19 protein-coding genes are annotated in these 24391 nt (G+C 37.1%); 7 read left to right on the top strand and 12 right to left on the bottom strand.

Translation table 11 applies throughout. The annotated features are described in order from the left end of the window. Positions 1-53: 53 nt before the first annotated feature. From V6256_RS03125 to fabB, 7 genes are all read right to left on the bottom strand, one after another. Positions 54-1340 (bottom strand): NAD(P)/FAD-dependent oxidoreductase, encoded by a 1287-nt coding sequence (locus V6256_RS03125; RefSeq protein WP_341596601.1) that lies wholly within the window; start codon positions 1338-1340, stop codon positions 54-56. A gap of 354 nt (positions 1341-1694) precedes the next feature. Next, positions 1695-2243, bottom strand: coding sequence for an alpha/beta hydrolase YcfP (gene ycfP, locus V6256_RS03120; RefSeq protein ID WP_341596600.1), 549 nt, complete (start codon positions 2241-2243; stop codon positions 1695-1697). Between the two features lie 95 nt (positions 2244-2338). Further along, positions 2339-3355 (bottom strand): beta-N-acetylhexosaminidase, encoded by a 1017-nt coding sequence (gene nagZ, locus V6256_RS03115; protein WP_341596599.1) that lies wholly within the window; start codon positions 3353-3355, stop codon positions 2339-2341. 101 nt (positions 3356-3456) lie between these two features. Continuing rightward, a complete protein-coding gene (locus V6256_RS03110) occupies positions 3457-6195 on the bottom strand; it encodes a FimV/HubP family polar landmark protein (protein ID WP_341596598.1) in 2739 nt (912 codons plus the stop codon). Between the two features lie 141 nt (positions 6196-6336). Next, a complete protein-coding gene (locus V6256_RS03105) occupies positions 6337-7350 on the bottom strand; it encodes an aspartate-semialdehyde dehydrogenase (RefSeq protein ID WP_341596597.1) in 1014 nt (337 codons plus the stop codon). Positions 7351-7360: 10 nt separating this feature from the next. Further along, positions 7361-8500, bottom strand: a complete 1140-nt coding sequence (locus tag V6256_RS03100) for a 4-phosphoerythronate dehydrogenase (RefSeq protein WP_341596596.1) — start codon at positions 8498-8500, stop codon at positions 7361-7363. Between the two features lie 74 nt (positions 8501-8574). Continuing rightward, positions 8575-9789, bottom strand: coding sequence for a beta-ketoacyl-ACP synthase I (fabB, locus tag V6256_RS03095; RefSeq protein WP_341596595.1), 1215 nt, complete (start codon positions 9787-9789; stop codon positions 8575-8577). A gap of 116 nt (positions 9790-9905) precedes the next feature. Between fabB and mnmC the strand changes: the two genes are divergently transcribed. The 5 genes from mnmC to V6256_RS03070 all read left to right on the top strand — a co-directional run bounded on the left by mnmC (position 9906) and on the right by V6256_RS03070 (position 16706). Continuing rightward, complete coding sequence (mnmC, locus tag V6256_RS03090; RefSeq protein ID WP_341596594.1) at positions 9906-11879, top strand: bifunctional tRNA (5-methylaminomethyl-2-thiouridine)(34)-methyltransferase MnmC2/FAD-dependent 5-carboxymethylaminomethyl-2-thiouridine(34) oxidoreductase MnmC1; 1974 nt, start codon at positions 9906-9908, stop codon at positions 11877-11879. 148 nt (positions 11880-12027) lie between these two features. After that, positions 12028-13077 (top strand): 3-oxoacyl-ACP synthase III, encoded by a 1050-nt coding sequence (locus V6256_RS03085; protein WP_341596593.1) that lies wholly within the window; start codon positions 12028-12030, stop codon positions 13075-13077. Position 13078: 1 nt separating this feature from the next. Then, positions 13079-13960 (top strand): alpha/beta fold hydrolase, encoded by an 882-nt coding sequence (locus V6256_RS03080; protein ID WP_341596592.1) that lies wholly within the window; start codon positions 13079-13081, stop codon positions 13958-13960. Continuing rightward, the gene (gene oleC, locus V6256_RS03075) at positions 13961-15640 is read left to right on the top strand and encodes an olefin beta-lactone synthetase (protein WP_341596591.1); all 1680 of its coding nucleotides are present in this window, start codon (positions 13961-13963) and stop codon (positions 15638-15640) included. Then, positions 15633-16706 carry an NAD-dependent epimerase/dehydratase family protein gene (locus tag V6256_RS03070; RefSeq protein WP_341596590.1) on the top strand — a complete coding sequence of 358 codons (1074 nt, stop codon included), beginning with the start codon at positions 15633-15635 and terminating at the stop codon, positions 16704-16706. The genes oleC and V6256_RS03070 overlap by 8 nt, the downstream gene beginning before the upstream one ends. A gap of 79 nt (positions 16707-16785) precedes the next feature. Here V6256_RS03070 and V6256_RS03065 read toward each other — a convergent pair whose 3' ends face one another. Beyond that, a complete protein-coding gene (locus V6256_RS03065) occupies positions 16786-17310 on the bottom strand; it encodes a YgjP-like metallopeptidase domain-containing protein (protein ID WP_341596589.1) in 525 nt (174 codons plus the stop codon). Positions 17311-17603: 293 nt separating this feature from the next. Between V6256_RS03065 and V6256_RS03060 the strand changes: the two genes are divergently transcribed. Beyond that, a complete protein-coding gene (locus V6256_RS03060; protein WP_341596588.1) occupies positions 17604-17954 on the top strand; it encodes a RidA family protein in 351 nt (116 codons plus the stop codon). A gap of 295 nt (positions 17955-18249) precedes the next feature. Then, positions 18250-18972: a YebC/PmpR family DNA-binding transcriptional regulator gene (locus V6256_RS03055; RefSeq protein ID WP_341596587.1), complete on the top strand. Its 723-nt coding sequence runs from the start codon at positions 18250-18252 to the stop codon at positions 18970-18972. A gap of 79 nt (positions 18973-19051) precedes the next feature. Here V6256_RS03055 and V6256_RS03050 read toward each other — a convergent pair whose 3' ends face one another. The 4 genes from V6256_RS03050 to V6256_RS03035 all read right to left on the bottom strand — a co-directional run bounded on the left by V6256_RS03050 (position 19052) and on the right by V6256_RS03035 (position 24327). Beyond that, entirely contained in the window at positions 19052-19777 is a 726-nt protein-coding gene (locus tag V6256_RS03050) for a hypothetical protein (protein WP_341596586.1), read from the bottom strand. An 11-nt stretch (positions 19778-19788) separates the two neighbouring features. Beyond that, complete coding sequence (gene putA / locus V6256_RS03045) at positions 19789-22968, bottom strand: bifunctional proline dehydrogenase/L-glutamate gamma-semialdehyde dehydrogenase PutA (RefSeq protein ID WP_341596585.1); 3180 nt, start codon at positions 22966-22968, stop codon at positions 19789-19791. A gap of 159 nt (positions 22969-23127) precedes the next feature. Continuing rightward, positions 23128-23907: a helix-turn-helix transcriptional regulator gene (locus tag V6256_RS03040; RefSeq protein WP_341596584.1), complete on the bottom strand. Its 780-nt coding sequence runs from the start codon at positions 23905-23907 to the stop codon at positions 23128-23130. Positions 23908-24099: 192 nt separating this feature from the next. Next, positions 24100-24327 carry a glutaredoxin family protein gene (locus V6256_RS03035; RefSeq protein ID WP_341596583.1) on the bottom strand — a complete coding sequence of 76 codons (228 nt, stop codon included), beginning with the start codon at positions 24325-24327 and terminating at the stop codon, positions 24100-24102. Positions 24328-24391 lie beyond the last annotated feature (64 nt).

Raw genomic sequence — 24391 nt, 5'->3', positions numbered from 1 at the left:
TAAAAATGCCTCATAAATGAGGCATTGAATTTACTAACTTAATTTACTATATCTTAATGCAGTTTTAATCTTGGTCGTAACACGCGATTAATTTTTTCTACAATCGTCATTAATCCAGTACGAATATAACCATGTAATGCAACTTGATGCATTCTGTATAACGACACATACACAACTTTAGCTAAACGCCCTTCAACCATCATTGAACCACGCATCAGGTTACCCATCAAACTCCCAACAGTACTGTAATTACTCAATGATACAAGTGAGCCATAGTCAGTATATTTATATTCTGATAATGGTTTTTCTTTTAATGTCGCCATAATGTTTTTACCAACCAAACTAGCCATTTGGTGAGCAGATTGGGCACGTGGAGGAACAAAGCCACCTACAGGCAATGCGCAACTTGCACAATCGCCGATTGCGTAAATATCATCATCTTGAGTTGTTTGTAATGTAGGTTTTACAACCAGTTGGTTGATTCTATTCGTTTCTAAACCTGCTAATTCTTTAAGATAATCAGGCGCTTTTATACCAGCAGCCCAAACAATTAAATCCGCTTTAATTAGCTCACCAGATTTAGTTATTAAGCCCTTTTCATTTGCTTCCGTCACCATGGTGTTAGTACGGATATCAACCCCTAATTTTAATAACTCTTGATGAGCAGAGGCAGAGATACGCTCAGGAAGTGCTGGCAATATAGTACTACCTGCTTCAATCAAATTAACATGTAAATCGGCACTTTTTATGTGAGAAAAACCATAACTGGACACTTGTTTAAGTGAATTATATAGCTCTGCAGATAGCTCTACGCCTGTTGCACCCGCACCTATAATAGAAACATTCACTGAATTCGTTTCTTTCACACCTAGCTGCAAATATTTATTGAGCATTCTATGGTGGAATTTTTTTGCCTGGTCAGGACTGTCTAAAAAGATACAGTGTTCGCTCACACCTTTAGTGTTGAAGTCATTGCTAACACTTCCCAATGCCATCACCAAAATATCGTATTCGAGCTTACTTTCAGGCAGTATCATACAGCCTTCTTCGTCATAGATAGGGTCAATAGAAATGGTTTTGGCAACACGATCTAAGTTGCGCATCGCACCTAATTTAAAATGAAAAGAATGATTTGTTGCATGAGCACGGTAACTAACAGCATCAATACCATCATCTAACGATCCCGCTGCTACTTCATGTAACAAGGGTTTCCATAAATGCGTACTATTTTTATCAACTAATGTGATATGTGCTTTATTTTTACGACCTAATTTATTACCTAATTTAGTCGCTAACTCTAAACCACCTGCGCCACCACCAACTATGACTACCTTTTTCATGATTACCTCTGTTATTAAGTTTTTTTACAAAAGACACTAATAATAATTTAATCAATCTTACTCATTGCAGTATCAATTCTATTGCTTCAACGCTGAAAAGTAGTTATTTCAAACGATCAAAACATAACATTAATAGGTTGCTTGAGTATAAGATAAATATACTTTATAAAAAACTTGATCTAGATCTCATTTGTTGGAGTAGAAGAATATAAAAAAAGGAGACCTTAGTCACGAAAATTTATTTAAAATGAGAAGCTAAACAAGTAAATATTCAATATTGGTTATTTAAGAGAGGTAAAGATCAGATAAATAAAATCTATTAGCTGATCTTTATTAACAATGAAAACACAGTTTTTATATTTTACCTTCCGCTTTAAATTTTTTAATCGTCGGTAAATGCACAGCAATATCTCTAAATTTATGCCCTTGCTTATCATCAAAGATAATTGGGTAATAATCAGTTAACTCATAATTACTCAGTTTACTATCGATCACATCATCAACAGTAGACAGGATACATAAACATTGATGCTTATTATTCTCTCTAAAGTCTTCGCTACATTTACTACCAATATCAAAATATTCTTCAGGCCATTCAATGCGCCCCACCATATTATCTTCCGGATGCAAATTAGGGTTAAAAATAACTTGTTTTATACCGCATAAAAAACCAATACGTTCACTCCAATAACCGCCTAAACCAACGCCGCAGATTAGGGGATTCTTATCGTCGCTGGTTCGAATATGGCTATGTACTTCTTTAAGGATATGGCTCATATCAAGTTTCGGGTGGATTGTGCTGTAATGGACAAAACGCACGTCTTGATCAATAAACTTTAACTGCATCACTTTTTCATGGTTGCCAGGACTTGTTGCATCGAAACCGTGTAAATAAATGATCATATGAAACATTCCACCTTATAATTATTATTTGTTAACGTAGCTGTACTACCAGTTTATGTAAATTGCTTAATTGTGCAAGCACTGCACCGCACTAATTAGACTCGCTCTACAAACTCTAGTAATAACTGCTTACTTTGTAAGTAGATAGGGTTCTTATTTAAGGGTAAAGCTAAAGCGCCTTTACGATGTAATAAGCTTGAAATAATCGCTTCATTGCTAACAGCAGGTTGCTGTAACCCATCTAAGATGGTCATCGCAGAAGGTGTATCATTACAAGCCAAAATCAAGTCACATCCAGCTTCAATAGCACTTTCTGCTCTAGACAAATGATTGCCTACAAAACTGGCTCCATGCATCGAAATATCATCACTAATAATCGCCCCTTTAAAACCCAATTGTTGTTTTAAAACAGTCTTTAACCAATACGCTGAAAACCCGCAAGGTAAAGCATCACATTCTGAATAAACAACATGCGAAGGCATAATCGCATTTAATTTTTGCTGCTTAATAAGTGCTTCAAAGGGTTGCATATCGTTTTTTGTAATATCTTCAAAACTTCTAGCATCAACTGGTAAATCAACGTGAGAATCTGCTTTAACGCTACCGTGACCTGGGAAATGTTTTCCAGTACTTGCCATGCCGGCTAAGCGCATTCCATCAATGTATGCACAGGCTAATGTCTCGACTTCCATTGGGTTAGCGCTGAATGCCCTTTCTTTAATCACATCAGAGATGCCATTGATGTCTAAAACAGGCGCAAAACTCAAATCAATATCACAAGCAATGAGCTCACTGGCCATCACAAAAGCACTGGCTTTTGCTAACGTTAATGCTTCTTCCTTTGATTCTGAATGAGTAACTAATGACCCACTCGAAGGTAGATTAACGAAACCTTCTCTAAACCTTTGTACCCTTCCACCTTCATGGTCGACACTAATAATAAGCTGATTTTGTGCATAAAACCGTATCTCAGCAACCAATTCTTTTAATTGCACAACATTATCAAAGTTTCTTGTAAATAAAATAACACCTGCGACAAAAGGATGCGCTAAGTACTGTTTTTCTTCATTGGTTAAGCAATAACCTTCAACATCTAAAATAACTGGACGCATTTTCTTTTTCCATTTAAAAAAACCAGCAATGCTGGTTTTAGGTACTCAATGATACAAATATTATATTGTAAAATATAATAGATGCAGTGTAGATAGGCTGACTAACCTATTCTTTCTAATAACCTATGCACTTCTTGTAATTTATCTTCGTCTGCATCTAATAGTTTAACGAGGATCGCTTTTGCATTTTTTTTCTCGTCTATCTCTAAATACGCTCTTGCTAAATCTAATTGCGCAGAGATACGGTCAGCGTCAGTATCAAAGTCTGTTGCATTAATGACATCTGGAAATTCATCTAATCCAAAATCTAAATCAAACTCCTCTTCTGACACTTCATTACCGTCGTTATTTGATAAAAGATAATCTATCGCTATATAATCTTGATCTGTTTTATCGTCATCTGTACTAGCATGATCTTGTTGTCCTTTATCCTGAGGATCATCAATGACAACTTTACTTTCAGCAGCTTCTTTAGCTTCATGCAGGGAATCATCAGTGATAACTGTACTTCTATCAGCTTCTGAAGCTTTATCCTGAGGATCATCAATGACAACTGTATTTCCATCAACTTCTGAAGCTTTATCCTGCGGATCATCAGTAATAACTTTAGATCCACCGGCTTCTAAAGCTTTATCGTGAGGGCCATCAGTGACTACTTGACCTCCACCAGCTTCTTCAACTTGACTATTTTCAGCCTCAGCCCTGTGCGTATTTTCTTCTACGACTTTTTTATTCGTCTGTTCTTGCTCGTCACCTATTGTTAACGAATCAACTTTGTCAGTTTGTTGCTCATTTTCTGTATCAAGTGCTTCAGGTAGACCGTGTACATGTTCAGATGAGTCGGTCGCTTCTACAAGATGTTCATCAACTGATTCTTTACTTGCGCTTAACCTATCCTCAGAATCTAAGTATTCTTCAATATCCGATAAGACAATTGTTTTCGCAACGAAATCTTCTAGATCATTATCTATCGCTTCAAGCTTGTCTTTAATTACCTCTATTTCATCATCATTTTTTAAAACAGTAAGCTCAGATAGCAAGATATCAAAATCATCTAATTCATCTAAGCCGTCTAGCTCGCTGCCCGCTATTTCAGATTTGTTAGGATCTTCAGCCTGTAGACTATCTTGATTGTTTTTTCGACGTAACAAGAATAAAAAAATCGCTGTCAACAGAATCAATGGCACTAAAATGGCAGAAATTAAAGCAATAGGAGAATCTGTAATATAACGAAAAATTGCATTGTGAAAGCCTTCACCGCTATATGGAGATTGCTCAAAACTTTCTATTTTTGCTTTATACTCTTCAACCAAACTTTGCAGTTCATCTTCAACACTTGCACCTTTGTTAAGTTGATTAGACAAAAGTGTTATTTGCTCACTTAAAGGTTGTAAGCGTTGTTTTAATACTTTATTTGCTTCTGTAACTGTATTTAATTGCTCATATAGCAACGCTAATTCTTTATCGATATCAGATTGCGTCTTTTCTGTTTGCGCTTGATTTTGCAGCTCTGCTTCGCTAAAAGGGGCTGGGAGTGAGTTAGACTCTTTCTGCTCAACTTCCATCTCTTCAATAAGTGCTTGCGCAACAGAATCAGTTGTTTGTTCAGTTTCACTTGTTTTAACAGATTCTTCAGCGATGCTTTGATTATTACCCGTCTCATCACCCGTATTTAAATCAACAATGTCATCGTTCTCTTGACTTGCTGTATTTTCATTAACCTGTTTAGCATCATTAACTTCTTCTGATTGAACAGATTGACCTACATTATTAAAAACGTTCTCTTCAGCAAGTGATGGATCAGTTTCAACCTCTTGCTCTACGTCTGTAACCAGTGCTTCTTTCTTATCCAATTCTGTTGTTTGTTGAGTTTCCGATAAATCGACGTGCGCATCTAGATTCGTCGTATCTTCGCCTACTGTTAAATTGACTTGAAGATCTGCAGTTGATGACGCTTCGTCTTCTGTAAGATCAGTTTGCTCATTCTCAACATCTGTAACCTTAGTATTACCTTCTACTAGGTTAGCTTGATCATTCACAGAGACTTTGTCTTCAGCGACGACTAAAACCTCTTCAGAATTAGCTCCTGTTTGATCTTCTTCATTTAATAATTCTGTTGTAGAAGCTTCATCAATAATAGATGATTCAGGTACACTTGTTGTATTTAACTCTTCGACATCATTTTCTTTATCTAATGCACTTGTCTGTTCCTGAGTGTCGGATTTTTCATTAATAGAAGGCAAGTCAGAAAGATATATCATTCCCTGATCTGTATCTTCTGCCTCATCTTGAGATCTTGCTTGTTGAATAGTCGCTATGTCAGGAAGGTAATATTTAGCGTCAGTTGGTGCTACTGTCGTTACATTATCAACAGGAAGCTCATCTGTATTCTGTGTTGTAGGCTCTAAGGCTAACTGCTCACTATTATCTTGATCTTTTATGTTTAAGTCAGCTTGTGCTTTTACATTACTAAGATGAGATACTTTATTAGGACCAATATTTAATAACTTAAGTGCTTCAGCATTTCGTTGCTCTGCTATGAAAGCTGTTGAGGGAATATCAATCACTGAATTAATGATTATTTTATTAATATCGCCATTTAAAAACGCTGATGGATTCGTTTTGTAGATAGCAAGGAGTGTTTGATATACAGAAACGTCTTTATTAGGGCGCAGTTTATTAGACACTGACCACAATGTTTCGTAGGTAGTAATAGGACCGTATGTTTGCTTGGTAACATAATGTTGAAATTGATTGTCTGCAGATGATGTATCGCTATAAACATTAACAGTACTGATTAACGCAGTACAGCAAACAAAACTAAGCAAAATGCGATTCATAAACGATCCTTGTAAGGGAATAGCAAAGTATTATGCGGAAAACTATTATATAAACTATTAACTACAATGTTTTAACTAACTCATTGTATTAAAGTAGATAATCAATTATCTATTACCTACTTTAACACTTAAGTAGATAATTTATAAATAAGTATATGCTAACTTTTCCATAACAAGTACTGCATTAGTGGCAACACCGTAATACACATTATCTGCACTTACCCATAAATTAATACCAGCCGCGTCACAGGTATCCCTACGTAAACGACCAACATGCACTTCAACATTACCCACCACGTCATCAATCATATTTGCATAGGCATCAACAGATTCAGAAAGCACAATATTATCACTGTGGTGTAATGCGTTTGCCACCTCTTCTAATTCAACTGGATAATGGGTTACAACATGAACCGCTTGTGAACATCCATAAAACATCGGCACAACCACTTGTGTAGTCGAAACAACCATTTCAGGATCATTTAACAAACGTCTTGTCTCTGCTGCCAAACGTAATTCAGAAAAAGTAATACCATCTACGTTAAAATCATCAAGTTGTGGTACAACGTTAAATGCAATTTGTTGACCAAACTGATATTGTTCAGGCTCTTTAGCATTCAGTAACCTTGCCGTTTCACCCGCTAATGCTGTTACGCCTTTCTTACCTATCGATGAGACCGATTGATAGCCTGCAACAGTAACGCGTTTAATACCAACTTCTTGGTGAATCTGTTTAATTGCAAGCGTTAGCTGTGCTGTTTCAGGACTTGGAATTGCGATAATATTTGATTCAACATAACGTGAAATATCATCATCATTAATCCCTGTTTGCACTAAAGGAACATCGGCAGCTTCTAAGTAGTAACCACTAATGTCGATAACAACACAATGTTCCTTAGCGATCGGAATCCATTGCTCTGCAATAGCACGGTCTGATAAAAATAGTGCAATGTCCGCTTGTTGCCAATCAAATGTTTCAATCTCTTGCACATCAACAGGCTTCCCTGAGTACATAACAGAGTTAGTTTCACATTCAGTTGTACTCACTGGAAAAACATTATTAATTGCAAAGTCACGCTTTAGTAATACTTCTAACGTGGTTTCTATACAACCATCTATTTCACCAACGAGCGCAACATTATATTCTTTATTCATTTTAAGCCTTTTATTTAATGTGAATGTTAAAACCAATCTTGCTTAAATTAATTGGGTTTACCATCTTATAATTTTTATCTGATAGATTAATCGTAACAGTCGAAAGTTCCCTGCGTTCAGGATAATTTTTTCTCATATGATCAAATCCATTGGCATTATTCACTTTCTCTCTAAATAACGCATCGTCTCTTCGTACATCGTAAATAACGTGAATTAAAGACTTTACCAAGTCACTTGTTAATGGTGCATCGACTGTAATCTCACTAATACTTGGTTTCGCCATTAACTGACGGCTGGATAGAACAGGCTCTTCGCCAAGGAACTGACATAATGCTTGATAAAGCATTTCTGTGCCACGTACTCGGCCATCGATACTATAGCCTGCTATATGTGGTGTCGCTAATGTAACGTAAGGTAATAGTTGTGTTTCAATATTAGGTTCATTTTCCCAGACATCTAATACCAGACAAGGTGCTTTATTAGCTTTGGCTAAGGTTAACAGCGCTTGGTTATCAATGACTTCTCCACGACAAGCATTAATTAAAATTTGCTCTGAGCTTAGTTGAGCCAACACCTCATGACCAAAAAGATGAGTCGTTTTGTATTCACCCGATGTAACTTTTGGTACATGAAGACTAATAATGTCAGATTCAAGAACGTCATTAAATTCACAAAATGTACGCTGATCGCCTGCAGCTACTAAAGGAGGATCATATAAAATACAATTAACACCTAAGCCCGTTAGCACTTTATGCACTGCACTCCCTGTATTTCCCGCGCCAACAATCGCAACACATTTATCCGTTAGGTTAAATTGCTGCTTTTCAGCTAATACAAGCAATGAGCTTAACACATACTCAGCAACAGATACTTTATTGCAACCAGGGGATGAACTAAAACCAATATTACGTTGTTTTAAATAATCTAAATCGATGTGATCAGTACCAATCGTTGCTGTACCCACAAATTTAATGTTCTCATTGAGCGCGAGTAATCTTGAATTAACGTTGGTAATCGACCTAACGAGTAGAATATCCGCATCTTTAACCGCTTCTGCAGATAAATCACGTCCTGCAAAAGAAATAACCTCACCGAATAAACCAAAAAATTCTTTGCCATAAGGCATATTCTCATCTACATAAATTTTCATAGGTTAAGTTCACACTTTATTTTATAACCAAAAAAAGGAGCCAAGGCTCCTTTTTAACGAATACACAGTAACGCTTATTTATAACGTTGGAATACTAATGTTGCATTCGTACCACCAAAACCAAAGCTATTTGACATCACAGTATCAAGTTTAGCGGCTTCAGGTGTATTTTTAACGATAGGTAGATTTGTTGCTTTCTCATCCACTTCTTCAATGTTACAAGATGCAGAGATGAAATCATTTTCCATCATTAACATGCTGTAAATTGCTTCATGAACACCAGCTGCACCTAGTGCATGACCAGTTTGCGATTTAGTTGCACTGATTTTTGGTGCATCATCACCAAATACTGCATTAATCGCTTCTAATTCTTTCACATCACCAACAGGCGTCGATGTACCATGTGTATTTAAGTAATCTACTTTACCTTCAACAGTAGATAATGCTTGTTCCATACAACGAACAGCACCTTCACCAGATGGAGCAACCATATCGTAACCGTCTGACGTTGCGCCATAACCAACAATTTCAGCATAGATTTTTGCGCCACGAGCAAGTGCGTGCTCTAATTCTTCAACGACAACCATACCGCCGCCACCAGAAATAACAAATCCATCACGCTTCGCATCATAAGTACGAGAAGCTTTTTCAGGTGTTTCATTGTATTTGCTTGATAATGCGCCCATTGCGTCAAATTCACAAGCCATTGTCCAATCTAGTTCTTCACCGCCACCAGCAAAAACAATATCTTGTTTACCTAACTGGATTTGTTCAAGTGCATGACCAATACAGTGTGAACTTGTTGCACAAGCAGAACTCATTGAGTAGTTAATACCTTTTATTTTAAAAGGCGTTGCAACACATGCAGACGTTGTACTCGCCATCGTACGAGGAACCATATAAGGACCAACACGACGAACACCTTTTTCTACCATGATATTACATGCATCAACTTGGTTTTTTGAAGAACCACCGCCTGAACCTGCCACTAAACCTGTACGAGGGTTTGAAACCATCTCATCAGATAATTTAGCATCTTCAATCGCTTCTTGCATTGAAAGGTAAGTGTATGCAGCTGCATCACCCATAAAACGCATTACTTTACGATCGATATGTTCAGAAGGTGTCATTTTTAAATCACCCCAAACTTGGCTGCGCATACCAATTTCTTTAAATTGCTCAGAAAATGTGATGCCTGACTTGCCACTTTTGAGTGAAGCTAAAACTTCTTCTTTATTGTTACCAATACTAGAAACAATACCGATACCTGTAATTACTGCTCTTTTCATTGTTAAGCCTTTATTGCTTGAGGGACTAATTATTATATTTTAACTTAGAATGGAATATTATTCTTAAATAACTCTAAGTGCTATAAAATATATTGAAATATATTAAGGAATATAACTTGTATCAACCTAAAAACAATATTATTACCCATGCAAAACTCGACTGGTCAGATCAGTCAGAGCCGTTTTCTACGCAATTTGATGATATTTATTTCAATAATAATCAAGGAGTTAAGGAGTCACAATACGTTTTTTGTGAGGGTAATACGCTAGAAAATCGCTGGTTAACTTATCCTACAAATACTTTTTGTATCGCAGAAACAGGATTTGGCACTGGGCTTAATTTTATCAATACCGTGTCTCAATTTTGTCTATTTCAACAAAAAAATCCACACGCTAACCTTCAACATTTACATTTTATTAGCTTCGAACAGTACCCATTAGCTAAAAATGACTTAATTATAGCGTTACAAAAATTCCCACAATTTAAACAAACGATTGACCAACTGATTGCGCAGTACCCTATTTCATTAACGGGTTGTCATCGCTTAATATTAAATGAAGGTCACATTGTTTTAGATTTATGGTTTGGTGATGTGAATGAACAAATTGAACAGCTAAACGCATCGCAACCTGAAATAGTAGATGCATGGTATTTAGACGGCTTCAACCCGCATAAAAATCCTGATATGTGGCATTTACCTTTATTTAAGAAGATGTATCAACTGACTAAATCAGATGCCACATTAGCAACATTTACAGCAGCAGGTTTTGTAAGAAGAGCATTAATAGAAGCAGGCTTTATCATGAGCAAGCGTAAAGGTTATGGTAAAAAACGTGAAATGTTAGTGGGTAAGGTGAACAAACCCAGCACACAAACCAGCACAATAAAAGAAATTGCTATTGTAGGCGGCGGTATTGCGGCATTAACGGCTGCCCTTTCATTAGCAAAGCGAAATTATAAGGTTACAGTGTACTGTAAAGACAAAACCTTAGGCGTAGGCGCATCAGGAAACTTACAAGGTGCACTTTACCCCTTAGTCAATGAGCAGCATAGCCCATTAAGCCAACTGTTTACTAATGCTTATTTATTTGCACTAAACTTCTATCAACAACTTAATACAAAGTACCCTTTTGCGCATAACTTTAATGGCTTATTACAATTAGCCTATGACCAAAGCGCCACCACTAAGTTACAAAAAATAATGAAGGCCTCACTGCCAGATCAATTATTACAATGGGTTACTCCCGAAACAACGGATCAATTAGCAGGAATACCAATCAATACACCTGCCCTGTATTATCCAACGGCCGGTTGGTTGAGCCCTCGCCAATTAATACAATCGTTATTGCAACAGTTACAAACCTTTAAACAGGTAACGATCCAATACAATCAACAAATAGAAAGCGTTAACTACCAGCAGACATCGAAACAATGGCAATTAACAACTTGCGACGAAACACCTACTACCCATAACCACCATACTGTCGTAATCGCCGCAGGTTTTGATAGTATTAAGTTTGAACAATGTAAAGCAGTACCATTATCTGCCGCGAGAGGACAGGTAAGTCATATTCCAACCAATCAAAACTTACAACAATTAAATATCACACTTTGCCATGAAGGTTACCTGACACCGGGCATTGATGGGCAGCATTGTATGGGGGCAACCTTTAAACGCCACGACGAAAATACACAATACCGAGAATCTGAACAGGCAGACAATACCAATAAACTTAAAAAGTGTGTTAAGCAATCTTGGGTAGACAGTATTAACACAACTGACCAAGCACATATCGGGATCCGCTGTACCACCAGAGATCACTTTCCTTACGTCGGCGCTTTAACTGATTATCAAACACTGAAAAGTGATTATCAAATGGGTACTAAAACCGTCACTGACTTGCCGAATATTTATTTATTTACAGGGTTAGGCTCTCGAGGTTTATGCAGTGCGCCTTTATTAGCAGAAGTGATCGCGAGTAAAATCAATAATGAAAGTTTGCCTATTTCAAAAGAAATTAATGAAAAGATTAAAATCCCTCGACAATGGATTGCTTATATCAATAAAAATAAACCCTTAAAAGTTTAATAAATAATCATTTTTAATAAATTTATCAACTATTTAATCATGCGTATAGGATTCACCTTTTTTAAAAGGTGAATTTACGTTAATCTAAGCTTCCGGTTTAAGGTTTAAGTATGCCTTTTTAAAAGTTAACGAGAAAAATTACAGCTTAATGAAATATTCCCGCGTTTATATCAATAGTATGGCTTATCAATTAGCCCCTGAAGTGGTTTCAAGTAAAGACTTAGAATCTCGCCTTACCCCCTTATATCAAAAGTTACGTATTCCTACAGGACAACTTGCAGCGCTTACAGGTATCGAAGAAAGAAGATGGTGGCCTAAAAATCATCGCCTTTCTGATGGTGCTATTGAAGCCGCAAAAAAATCAATCGAGGAAGCGAATGTCAATATTGATGATATTGGCGCGGTGATCTATACCGGAGTCTGTCGTGACCAACACGAACCGGCAACCGCTTGTCGTATAGCCGCTGAAATCGGCGTAAAAAGTCACGCTGCAGTCTACGATATAAGTAATGCTTGCTTAGGTGTATTGTCAGGTATATTAGATATAGCGAATCGTATTGAGCTAGGACAAATTAAAGCGGGCTTAGTTGTTTCATGTGAGTCTGCACGCCACATTGTTGATATCACAATCGATAATATGATTTCTAATCCAAGTATTCAAAACTTCTCACAGTCTCTAGCAACATTAACCGGCGGTTCAGGCGCTGTTGCAGTCTTGTTAACTGACGGCTCTTTAGATTTAAATACTGACAAACAACATAAATTATTAGGCGCAAGTCAACTTTCAGCACCACAACACCATGACCTATGCCATTGGGGCCTCCAAGAAGTTGGTTTGAAATTACATAAAGAATTTATGCGTACCAATGCAGTGCCTTTATTAAAAGAAGGCGTCGCACTGGCACGTGATACATGGTCTGATTTCTTAACAAAAATGCACTGGTCAGTTGATAATGTTAATAAAGTGATTTGTCACCAGGTTGGTTCAGCTAATCAAAAACAGGTGCTTACTGCGCTTAATATTGACCCGCAGAAAGAATTCCCTACTTTCCAAAAATTAGGCAACATGGGGACAGTATCCTTGCCTATCACAGCAGCTATTGCTGATGAACAAGACTTCCTGAAAAAAGGAAATAAAGTGAGCTTCCTAGGAATAGGTAGTGGTTTGAATTGTATAATGCTTGGATTGGAGTGGTAGTATGAGCCTGGATATTTTGTTTCCATTTAGAAGAAATTTTTTAGACTTAAACGGTCATCAATACCATTACTTAAATGAAGGTAAAGGTGAACCCGTTGTCATGGTGCACGGCAACCCAAGTTGGTCTTTTTACTACCGTAATCTGGTGACCGAGTTAAGCCACGAATATCAATGTATTGTCCCTGACCACATTGGTTGTGGTTTTTCAGAAAAACCCGGTGATGATCAGTATGATTATACATTAAACCAACGAATTAATGATCTTGAGTCATTACTGGACCACTTGCAAATTAAAGAGAATATTACATTAGTGGTTCATGATTGGGGTGGAATGATTGGTATGGGGTACGCAGCGCGATATCCAGAACGCATAAAACGCTTAGTTATTTTAAATACCGGATCTTTTAACTTGCCTTCAACAAAAAAGTTTCCACTGCCTTTATGGATATGTAGAAATACTTATTTAGGCACGGTTTTAGTTCGTGGCTTTAATGCATTTTCATCTATTGCCTCTTATGTCGGTGTTAAACGTAAACCTATGTCTAAAGCGGTTAGAAAAGCTTACGTAGCCCCTTTTAATTCTTGGAAAAATCGTATTTCAACATTACGTTTTGTGCAAGATATTCCGCTTTCGCCAACGGATAGAAACTATCAATTAGTTGAAAGCATTGATCAAAGCCTACCACAGTTTCAAGATGTCCCAACGCTTATTTGCTGGGGTCTAAAAGACTTTGTATTTGATAAAAGCTTTTTAGATGTGTGGAAGCAAAAAATGCCACATGCAGAAGTAAATGAATTTGCCGATTGTGGTCACTATATTCTTGAAGATGCAAGCAACGAAGTGATCAATCTAGTGCAATCCTTTATGAGTAAACATCCATAAATGGGCAAAAACAACGTAACACCAACAACCAGTAAACAAGCAGATGGTAACCTATGTCGCCATCTGCAAACAGCCGCTAAAAAAACACCTAAAAAGTTAGCCGTTAGTGTCCAGAAAAAAGCATTTTCACAACTAACCTATCAAGAAATGACTTTCTCAGAGTTACACCATAGCAGTGACGATATAGCTCATGCATTGACTGAGTATGGTCTAAAGCCTGGTGATAAAGCCGTATTAATGGTTAAACCGAGCATTGCTTTTTTCTGTTTAACATTTGCCTTATTTAAAGCCGGCATCATTCCCATCTTAGTTGACCCAGGTATGGGTGTAAAAAACCTTAAACAATGTTTTGAAGAGTCTCAACCGGATGCCTTTATTGGTATTCCTAAAGCACACCTAGCGCGACTTTTATTCTCATGGGGTAAACAGTCCTTAAAATACATTATTAATGTCGATGGACCTGCTTGCTTTGGCGGTAAGCAACTTAATACTATTTTAAAAAAATACCCACGTACTAAACGTTTTAAGATAGAACAACTAAAGATAGATCAATTAGCAGCGATCTTATTTACAAGTGGCAGCACAGGCATTCCAAAAGGTGTTGAATACACCCATCATATGTTCGAAGCACAAATCAAAGTATTACAAAAAGACTATCGTATAAAGTCTGGTGAAGCTGACTTAGCTACTTTCCCTTTATTTTCTTTGTTTGGACCAGCACTAGGCATGGCTTCTATTGTCCCTGATATGGATGCGAGCCAACCTATAAAAGCCAATCCTGATTATATTTTTGCTGCCATTGAACGTTACCAATGTACTAATCTATTTGCTAATCCCGCATTATTGTCTTTATTAGGTCAAGCAGGTAAACAAAAACAACTTAGCTTGCCTAGTTTAAAACGTGTGATTTCAGCTGGTGCACCGGCTACCATTAGCTCAATCAAATTATTTAGTGAAATGCTAACGCAAGATGCACAAGTAATTAACTCATATGGTGCAACAGAATCCTTACCTATCAGTAAAATAGGCAGTAAACAGCTATTAAAAACAACCTCCATTACTGACCAAGGTGGTGGCATTTGTGTTGGTGAAGCGGTCAAGAATGTAGATATTAAAATCATTGCTATCACAGATCAGGTGATTACTCAGTGGGATGATAGCTTAGCATTAGCCCCTTTTGAAATTGGTGAAATAGTAGTGAAAGCAGCACAAGTGAGCCAAGCTTACTACCGCAGAGAGCAAGCAACTGAACAAGCCAAAATTCAAGATGGGCCTATTAAGCGCCACCGTATGGGGGATTTAGGTTATTTAGATGAGCATGGCAAACTTTGGATGTGTGGCCGTAAAGCGCATCAGGTTTTGTCCACGCACTTAAAAGAGCCAAAAGCTTATTACTCGATCCCTTGTGAACGTATTATTAATACACACAAAAGCGTTAAACGAAGTGCCCTGGTAAATGTGTTAATAAACGAAAAAGTCACGCCGGCTATTTGTATTGAGCCACAATCGAATATCAGCCAAACCAGCCTTTTTTCACAGTTAACAGAGCTTGCTGAACAACATACTCAAACCCAAGGTATTTCACTGTTCTTTATCCATAAAAAGTTTCCCATGGATATTCGACATAATGCCAAAATATTTCGTGAAAAATTAGCGCAATGGGCACAACAACATGTCTAAACTAAACCCTACTAATGTTCTACACTCAAACGATTTACTAGCACAGCAACGAGATGCCTTAAACGTATTAAGTGAGCATACTAAATGTGTGTTTGTAACCGGTGCTGGTGGATTTTTAGGGACGGCGCTTTGTCGCTTTTTGCGTGCAGTAGAGATTGAAGTGATTGGCTTTTCACGTAGCTATTATCCACACCTTGAACGACTAGGCGTTACACAGGTACAAGGTGACTTAAAAGATGTTACTGCGCTTACTAAAGCGATGAAAGGAGCTGATCTAGTTTTTCATGTTGCATCAAAAGCAGGTGTTTGGGGCACTAAGCAAAGTTATTTTGATGCGAATGTCACCGGTGCTAATAATGTAATTACCGCCTGTGAAGAGAATAAGGTTAAAAAGTTAATTTATACCAGTACACCAAGTGTTACCTTCGATGGCACAGATGAATCCGGTATCAATGAAACACAGCCCTACGCAAAAAAATTCTTGAATTATTATGGACTATCTAAAGCGATTGCAGAACAGCATATTTTAAGTGCAAATTCACAATCCTTACAAACTGTTGCACTGAGACCACATTTAATCTGGGGCCCTGGTGACCAACATCTAATACCGAGAGTGATTTCTCGTGCTAAAGCGGGAAAACTAAAGTTAGTGGGTAAAACCGATAAATTAGTCGACACTATCTATATTGATAATGCTGTCCATGCACATATTTTAGCCGCCAATGAGTTATTTCATGATAAACCTAAATGTGCCGGCAAAGCGTATTTTTTAAGTAACGATCAACCGATTCTAATGGCGGATATGCTTAATCAAATATTAGCCACACAAAACCTCCCTCCTGTTACAGTGAGAGTGCCAAGTACAATCGCATATATTGCTGGTGGCTTATTAGAGTGTTGGTATGGCATTACCCGTAAAACCGATGAACCAATAATGACCCGATTTGTCGCTAAACAGCTATCTACAAGCCATTACTTTGATATTAGCGCTGCTAGACAAGACTTTGGTTACCAACCTCTAATCTCTATTGAGCAAGGTATGCAGTTCCTATCAGAGCAAAAATAGGGTTCGAAACATAACCAAACAACTTATAAAAATACATAATATTTACCAGCACAATAAGTACGTTTAATGTTGACTAGAGTTAATATATTGCCCCTTTAAACTCTAGTTGCGTTAAGTACAAACGCATTTCAAATTCACGTTGATGATATTCTGGCAACATATGTTCGCATAGTTGATAAAATGCTTTGTCATGATTCTTTTCTTTAATATGTGATAATTCATGCACGACTATCATCTCTAAAAAAGCTTCAGGAGCCTGTTTAAACATCTCACTTATTCGGATTTCATTTTTACTTTTTAATTTACTGCCTTGTACACGTGACACAAAAGTATGTAACCCCAACGCATTATTAACAACATGGATCTTCTTATCATAAATAACTTTACTCAATGGCGCTGATTTTTTTAGATGACGTTGTTTTAAGTCCAACACATATTGCCTCAGTAACTTGTCATTTTTAATATTATGTACATTAGGATACTTTTTAATAATAAACTCACCTAAACTATCCATTGCAAGCATAGTACTCACTTGGTCTTGTACCTTCTGCGAATAAGCAGACAGATACTTAAGTTTATTCTGCGATAGCGAAGCGTTAGACATAACAAAACCTTAAAATTAAATAATTATAGCGCAATCAGACAAGCCGTCTTCAAATAACTTATCGGCGCTTTGAAAAAAGGTTTGTTTTCTAAAGCTTAACAACAAAATAAGCTTGGATTACAGGAATCGACTAATTTAAGTAATAAACGATAAATGCACTTTAAGTAAACTTTTTATTTTATTAACAGAAATTCAAAAAGATACAAATTATTGAACAGTAAAAAGCTCGCCTTTTTTAAAACAGGCGTTACAATAAATTTTTTAATCACTTAACCTTAATATAGAGAGATAATATGATAGAACGCCAGCAAACTAAGCAAAGAATGAGTCGAGTTGTTAAACATAACGGAACTGTATATTTATGTGGTCAAGTTTGTGAAGATGCAACTAAAGACATCACAGAGCAAACACAAACAATGCTAGATAAAGTAGATCAGTTATTGATTGAAGCTGGTAGCTCACGCGAGCACATTCTATCTGCAACGATTTACGTTAAAGATATGGCATTACACTTTGCTGGTATGAATGCAGTTTGGGATGCTTGGATCCCAGAAGGTCATGCACCTGCACGAGCTTGTGTAGAAGCGAGTATGGCTCGTGATGTTTTATTAGTAGAAATATCAGTTATCGCAGCAGTTAAATAAAACAAATAAAGGTGGTGAAATAACCTATTAATTCGCCACCTAATATGACTAAGCGGCACCACTTAGTCATTTATTTTTTGATAAATACTTCTTCACTTAGCCCTTTAAAATCAATATCAATTTCCATATTAGCGTTTATTTTTGTCTTAAAATGCCCTATTTTGTCAATAGAAAGTAAATAATACCCATTAACTAGATAAAAATAACAACTCCCCCTAGTACCTGCCCTAATTAAAGGCTAAAATTCTGTGCATTAATTTTTCCGTGTAATAATTTAAAAAAAGAGAGCATTCAGATGGGAAGAGCATATCAAAACAGAAAAGAGTCGATGGCGAAAACAGCTGGCGCAAAAACTAAAGTTTATTCTAAATACGGTAAAGAGATTTACGTAGCAGCGAAAAATGGTGGTTTTGACCCTGATGGTAACCTTACTCTACGTCGTTTAATCGATAGTGCTAAAAAAGACCAAGTACCAACACATGTAATAGAACGTGCCATCGATAAAGCAAAAGGCGGCGGCGGTGAAGATTATGAACGTGCAAGTTACGAAGGTTTTGGCCCAGGTGGATGTTCTGTGATTGTTGACTGTTTAACAGATAATGGTAATCGTACGTGGACTGAAGTACGTAACTGTTTCAATAAAACAGGTGCTAAAATTGGTTCTCCAGGTACTGTAGCACACATGTTTGAACATCAAGCTGTTTTTGTTTTTGAAGGCGAAGATGATGAAGCTGTATTAGAAGAATTAATGATGGCTGATATTGATGTAACTGATGTTGTGAGTGAAGACGGCAAAATCTCAGTATTCTGCCCACACACTGAATTTAACAACACGAAAGTGGCTTTACATGAAACTTACCCTGACGTTGAACTGGAAGTGGAAGAAATCACTTACGTTCCACAAACAGATACAGAGATCACTGAAGAACATGTTGAAAAATTTGAGAAGTTTTTAGATATGTTAGAAGATTGTGATGATGTACAAAATGTTTATCACAATGCTGTATTACCTGAATAAAGGTCAATAAACAGTTTTTCAATAAAAAAGCCATGAGCAATCACTCATGGCTTTTTTGTAGCTACATAAAGCTCAATGACTAAACGTCCCCACAACCTAATGCTAACAGTGTTGCATTACCGCCAACAGCCGTTACATTTGTTGTCAGTGTTTTTTCAGTAATAAAGCGTAATACCAACTGTTGATCACGTACTGTTGTTAACTCATCCGGATCCGTCTCTGCAATAAAGGCTGCGATTTGCCCTTCTCTGTTCGCTAAAGTACGGTTAATTTCCATCGCTTCCACTTGCGTTCCTACAAAGCCAACACCAGCGACCGCACCATCTTTGATTATCTCATTACGTAATTTATCAGCATCTTCAGTCAGTAATGGCATAACAACATCAGAAAAATCACAAACCTGCTGTAACGTACTAATAATGTCTTGATGCTCTGGTAAAGGAGCAACAATAACACTATTACCAGCAATCAGCGCACAACTCAGTAAAGCAATAAAACCATTAATAGAAGCATCGGGCTCTGCGATTATCACAAATGGCCCCCGTCCTGCTGTACTTAACACATTACTTTCACCTGTCGGTCCAGGCATTTCTTCACCCATTGAAAGTAACGGTGGAGCATGCTCAGCATGAAAATCAACCATTTGAGCGGGTAGCAAACCTAAGCTATGTTGTAGCTTTAACAGTTCACTCCATTGGTTAATCAATTCCAAGCGTTCATCAATTTCGATATCATTCCAAGTTAACCATGCTGAAACGGCTTTATCTATAACAGCTGCTGATGATTTATTTGTTGTATGTGGCATGTTTAACTCCTTTAAATTGTATCTAGATCAATAGGGTCTGTAGTGTCTGTGTCCATTACCACAGAACTCAAAACTTGCTTGGTAAACCTTGCAAGGTATCGAGGTCCACCAGCTTTAGGACCGGTACCTGATAATCCTTGACCACCAAATGGTTGAACACCTACCACAGCCCCTACTTGGTCACGATTGATATAACAGTTACCAACTCGACTTGCATTAGCTATCCGCGTATAAGTTGTTTCATTACGACTATGTACGCCCATGGTTAAACCAAAACCACTTTGATTGATCTGACCAATCACTGATTCTAAATCAGCAGCCTCATAACGAATAATATGCAATATTGGCCCAAACTGCTCTTCCGTTAACAGTCCAAGGTGTGCAATTTCAATCGCAGTTGGTGCAATGAAATCCCCATGTTGGCATACCTCTTCAAGATCAACTTGTGCTATTAATTTATGCTCAGTCTTCATTTTTAAAATATGCGCCGCCAGTTTATCTTTTGCAGTTTTATCGATAACCGGCCCGACATCTGTGCTATGTAAATAAGGTAAACCAACCCTTAATTCTTGCATTGCACCTTTAATTAATTCAATCACACGCTCAGCAATATCACTTTGTATAAATAACACACGTAACGCTGAACATCGCTGACCAGCAGAGGCAAAAGCAGAGCGAATAACATCACGTACAACCTGTTCAGGTAATGCAGTACTATCAACAATCATGGCATTCTGACCACCCGTTTCTGCAACAAAAGTAGCCGGCAGCTTTTCACGTTTAGCTAATTGTTGATTGATCACCTGCGCGGTATTAGTTGATCCAGTAAATACAACACCCGAAACACGTGGATCCGAAGTTAATAAAGATCCGATCTTCGCACCACTACCCAATAGTAAATGAATCGCTTCTTTAGGGAAGCCAGCTTCTAACATTAAGATCACAGCACGCGAAGCAATAATTGAGGTTTGTTCTGCAGGCTTGGCAATCACGGTATTACCCGTTACTAAGGCAGCACTGATTTGACCAAGAAATATCGCTAACGGGAAGTTCCAAGGACTGATACAAACAAACACCCCTTTCCCTTGACGGCTTACTTCCTGAATGATGTTATCAAAACTCACATTAGCTTCACTAAATGATTGGTTATAAATCGCTTGTTGGCCGTAGTAACGACAAAAATCAACTGCTTCTCGTACCTCATCAATACAGTCATGAATAGTTTTACCCGCTTCGTGATGACATAACGCGATCAACTCAGGCATATTCTTTTCAAGTAAGTCAGCTAAGTTATATAAACACTGTGCACGTTGCTCTACAGCAGTATCATTCCACTGCGGATAAAAAGCTTCTGCGCTATCTAAAGCAGTCTCAATCATTTCCGGCGTAGAGAATATAACAGACCCAACTCTGATGCGACGATCATATGGTGCTAGGCATTGTTGTACCACACTGTCATCAGAGGCTTCTGTGTAATGTTCTCCGGCGACGACTGGACCTGCTTCCCAAAATTGTCCATCAAAAGCATGGATCTGTTTTTCTAAAGGATGCAGTTCGCTTTCAATATCAATATTGATGCTGTAACTGTTTTTTCTATCAGCAAAAATAGCTGTTGGTAAAACAATTAAACTATTATGCAACGTTGGGCGTTTTAATAATGTATCAACAGGATGCTCAGTTAATTCATAAATTGGGCACTCCGCATCAACTAATCGATGAACAAAAGAGCTATTGGCACCATTTTCTAATAATCGTCTTACTAAATACGGTAATAAATCCTTATGATTACCCACTGGCGCATAGATACGTACATTACTGCCAAATAACTCCATCACATGATGGTATAGAGCATCACCCATGCCATGTAAACGTTGAAACTCATAGGATTTATGCTCAGCAACCGCTGAAATTGCGGCAACAGTATGAGCATTGTGTGTCGCAAATTGAGGGTAAATTAATCCTTCAATATGAGCACAGAGTAAGAATCGCGCACAGGCTAAGTATGAAACATCAGTTGATTCTTTTCGCGTATATACAGGGTACGCAGCAAAACCATTTTGCTGAGATAATTTAATTTCAGTATCCCAGTATGCTCCTTTTACTAAACGTAACGGGATAACATCGCCACACTCTTTAGATAAAGCAGCTAACCAAACTAATACAGGTAATGCACGTTTACTGTATGTTTGTACAACTATGCCAAATTTACCCCATCCTTTAACACTTGGGTGTCGATATAATTTCTCAAATAGCTTTAAAGAAAGCTCTAAACGGTCAGCCTCTTCAGCATCAATGGTTAGACCAACATTCAGGCTACGTGCTTTTTCAATTAACAATAAAACCGTATCGAACATCTCTGTCATCACACGATCAGTATTAGCGACTTCATAACGTGGGTGCAGTGCAGATAGTTTGATTGATACAGTAGCTGCATTGAATTTCTGCCCTTTATTTAAGGTCTTTTCTCCAACGGAAATAATTGCCGACATATAGTCATCAAAATACTTTTTAGCATCTACTTTTGTTAATGCCGATTCACCAAGCATATCGAAGGAATAACTACATCCTTTGCTTGTGAACTCTGAACCATTTTTTTGCGCTTCATTAATATCTCGGCCAAGTACAAATTGATGACCCATTATTTTCATCGCTTGATTCATTGCTTTACGGATCACAGGCTCAGATAATTTATTAACTAACCCATTAATCGCACTAATAGGCGATTTTTTGCTAGTTTTTTCTATATTAACAATCTTACCTGTCAGTAATAATCCCCAAGTAGACGCATTAACAAACAAAGAATCTGATTTTTGTAAATGCGATTTCCAATCAGCCACACTTAACTTGTCTTTAATTAATGCATCGGCCGTCGCTTTATCCGGTACGCGCATTAATGCTTCAGCTAAACACATCAAGAGGATCCCCTCTTTTGTATCTAAACTGTATTCCACTAATAAAGCATCAATCATATGTATCGCATTTTTATCTTTGCGTACACGTTCAATTAATTCTGTTGCACTTTGCTCAATCTTATCGCGCTCATCCTTTGAAGCGGTTGCCAATGGAAGTAGCTGTTTTAACCAAGTTGATTCATCAGCCATATACAATGGAGATATATGTGACCAAAGCGTGGATAAATCTGATTCAATAAAGTGACTTGATAATACCTCTACTGCGTTAAATGAAGGCATAACATTTCTCCTAAAGACGGTAACGACGTTACATTTATGTTAAGTAAATATGACTAAAAATCGATAGTAGTAATAAATCAAATTAAATTCTTATCAAAAACTACGATTTATTTGTCAAAAAGTACGATTAAAATTTTAATGTGATTAAGATCACATTATTTATGATCGATATTTAGAAGGAGAAATACCTTGGAGTTTGGTGAAGGCGTGAGTAAAACTACTTTGGTTAGCAAAACCACTTCGAGTGGCAATTTCAGATAAGGTCAGCGCATTGTTTTCAAGCTGTGCTTTAGCAAAATTAAAGCGCAGTTTTAAAATGTATTGATGAGGAGTAATACTCATTTGTTGTTTAAATAAAGAGTGAAACTGACTTTCCCCTAAAAATACGCAACCTGCTAATTGAGAAATAGTAATTTTAGAAGCAATATGTTTATGGATATAAGCATCGATAATGTCCATATTAATACGCACTCTTTTCAACATTTTAGTAGGTAAGTCGGTATACATATGACGTTTAAGTAATGCGATAATGGTATTTTTACAGGCTTCAGCAACAAGAGGATCAGCAGGTAATACGCGAATCTCTTTCACCAATAACGTCAGTAAATTTTGAAATTGTACATCTAATTTAAAAAATTGGTTTTGAGTAAAGATGGAGTTAAAACATTCATTAGTATAGACATCAAATGCATCTTCCGAAGGCAAGTTAAGTGTTAATATCTCGGAATTTCCAAGGCCATTAAATGCATGCTCTGATGAGGTGGTAACCACACAACCTTGACCCGGTATGATCAGGCTTTGCAAACCTTCAATACTGAATTCTGAGTGGCCACTAGTTGCAATCACTAATTGATGGTGATCATGCGCATGATTATGACTTTCTGTAGGCAATGAAATAACTTCAGCAGGAAGAAAAGGAGTAGATTTAATGAGACTCATAATTAACCTCCATTAAAATAAAGTTATCAAGTATTGTAGATACTGAATAAATGTTTTTTGGTTATCAATATTAATATATAAAACGCCCTCTCACTGTAAACCTAAACGGGTTCGCTAGCAATCTTTGTGTATCAACAACCTAACAAACTATAAGTGATACCATATAGTGACACCACTTATTATTTTAAAATTTTAACCCTTATACAAAGCATTAAATCCTTTAACACTAAATCCATTTAAAAACTGATCACCTATTTTTAAAATTGGCACGCCACGGTATCCTGTCTTAGCAAATTCTTTTTGACCTGCTGGACTTTTAACATCAACCTCTCTAAACGTAATTTTGTTCTGCTGTAAGTACTGTTTTGCGGTCTTACAATGAGGACAATTGGCCATGCTATACAATGAAACACGCTTCATAAAAATTCCTTAAAAATGGATACTATTACTTACCTAACCCAAAAACTGTATGTTTAAACAGTAT

It is taken from the genome of Psychromonas aquatilis (assembly GCF_038155185.1).
GTDB classification, from domain to species: domain Bacteria; phylum Pseudomonadota; class Gammaproteobacteria; order Enterobacterales; family Psychromonadaceae; genus Psychromonas; species Psychromonas aquatilis.
Note: the sequence above shows the minus strand (reverse complement) of the source record. Positions and strands in the feature narration are given on the sequence as shown.

Bases quoted from the DNA above. Each gene is read 5' to 3' on its own strand.
- fabB (WP_341596595.1), bottom strand. From the start codon at position 9,789: ATGAAAAGAGCAGTAATTACAGGTATCGGTATTGTTTCTAGTATTGGT.
- V6256_RS03105 (WP_341596597.1), bottom strand. From the start codon at position 7,350: ATGAATAAAGAATATAATGTTGCGCTCGTTGGTGAAATAGATGGTTGT.
- V6256_RS03125 (WP_341596601.1), bottom strand. From the start codon at position 1,340: ATGAAAAAGGTAGTCATAGTTGGTGGTGGCGCAGGTGGTTTAGAGTTA.
- putA (WP_341596585.1), bottom strand. From the start codon at position 22,968: ATGCCTTCATTTAACGCAGTAGAGGTATTATCAAGTCACTTTATTGAA.
- V6256_RS03055 (WP_341596587.1), top strand. From the start codon at position 18,250: ATGGGAAGAGCATATCAAAACAGAAAAGAGTCGATGGCGAAAACAGCT.
- V6256_RS03035 (WP_341596583.1), bottom strand. From the start codon at position 24,327: ATGAAGCGTGTTTCATTGTATAGCATGGCCAATTGTCCTCATTGTAAG.
- V6256_RS03110 (WP_341596598.1), bottom strand. From the start codon at position 6,195: ATGAATCGCATTTTGCTTAGTTTTGTTTGCTGTACTGCGTTAATCAGT.
- nagZ (WP_341596599.1), bottom strand. From the start codon at position 3,355: ATGCGTCCAGTTATTTTAGATGTTGAAGGTTATTGCTTAACCAATGAA.
- ycfP (WP_341596600.1), bottom strand. From the start codon at position 2,243: ATGATCATTTATTTACACGGTTTCGATGCAACAAGTCCTGGCAACCAT.
- V6256_RS03080 (WP_341596592.1), top strand. From the start codon at position 13,079: ATGAGCCTGGATATTTTGTTTCCATTTAGAAGAAATTTTTTAGACTTA.
- V6256_RS03060 (WP_341596588.1), top strand. From the start codon at position 17,604: ATGATAGAACGCCAGCAAACTAAGCAAAGAATGAGTCGAGTTGTTAAA.
- V6256_RS03100 (WP_341596596.1), bottom strand. From the start codon at position 8,500: ATGAAAATTTATGTAGATGAGAATATGCCTTATGGCAAAGAATTTTTT.
- oleC (WP_341596591.1), top strand. From the start codon at position 13,961: ATGGGCAAAAACAACGTAACACCAACAACCAGTAAACAAGCAGATGGT.
- V6256_RS03040 (WP_341596584.1), bottom strand. From the start codon at position 23,907: ATGAGTCTCATTAAATCTACTCCTTTTCTTCCTGCTGAAGTTATTTCA.
- V6256_RS03085 (WP_341596593.1), top strand. From the start codon at position 12,028: ATGAAATATTCCCGCGTTTATATCAATAGTATGGCTTATCAATTAGCC.
- V6256_RS03065 (WP_341596589.1), bottom strand. From the start codon at position 17,310: ATGTCTAACGCTTCGCTATCGCAGAATAAACTTAAGTATCTGTCTGCT.
- V6256_RS03070 (WP_341596590.1), top strand. From the start codon at position 15,633: ATGTCTAAACTAAACCCTACTAATGTTCTACACTCAAACGATTTACTA.
- V6256_RS03050 (WP_341596586.1), bottom strand. From the start codon at position 19,777: ATGCCACATACAACAAATAAATCATCAGCAGCTGTTATAGATAAAGCC.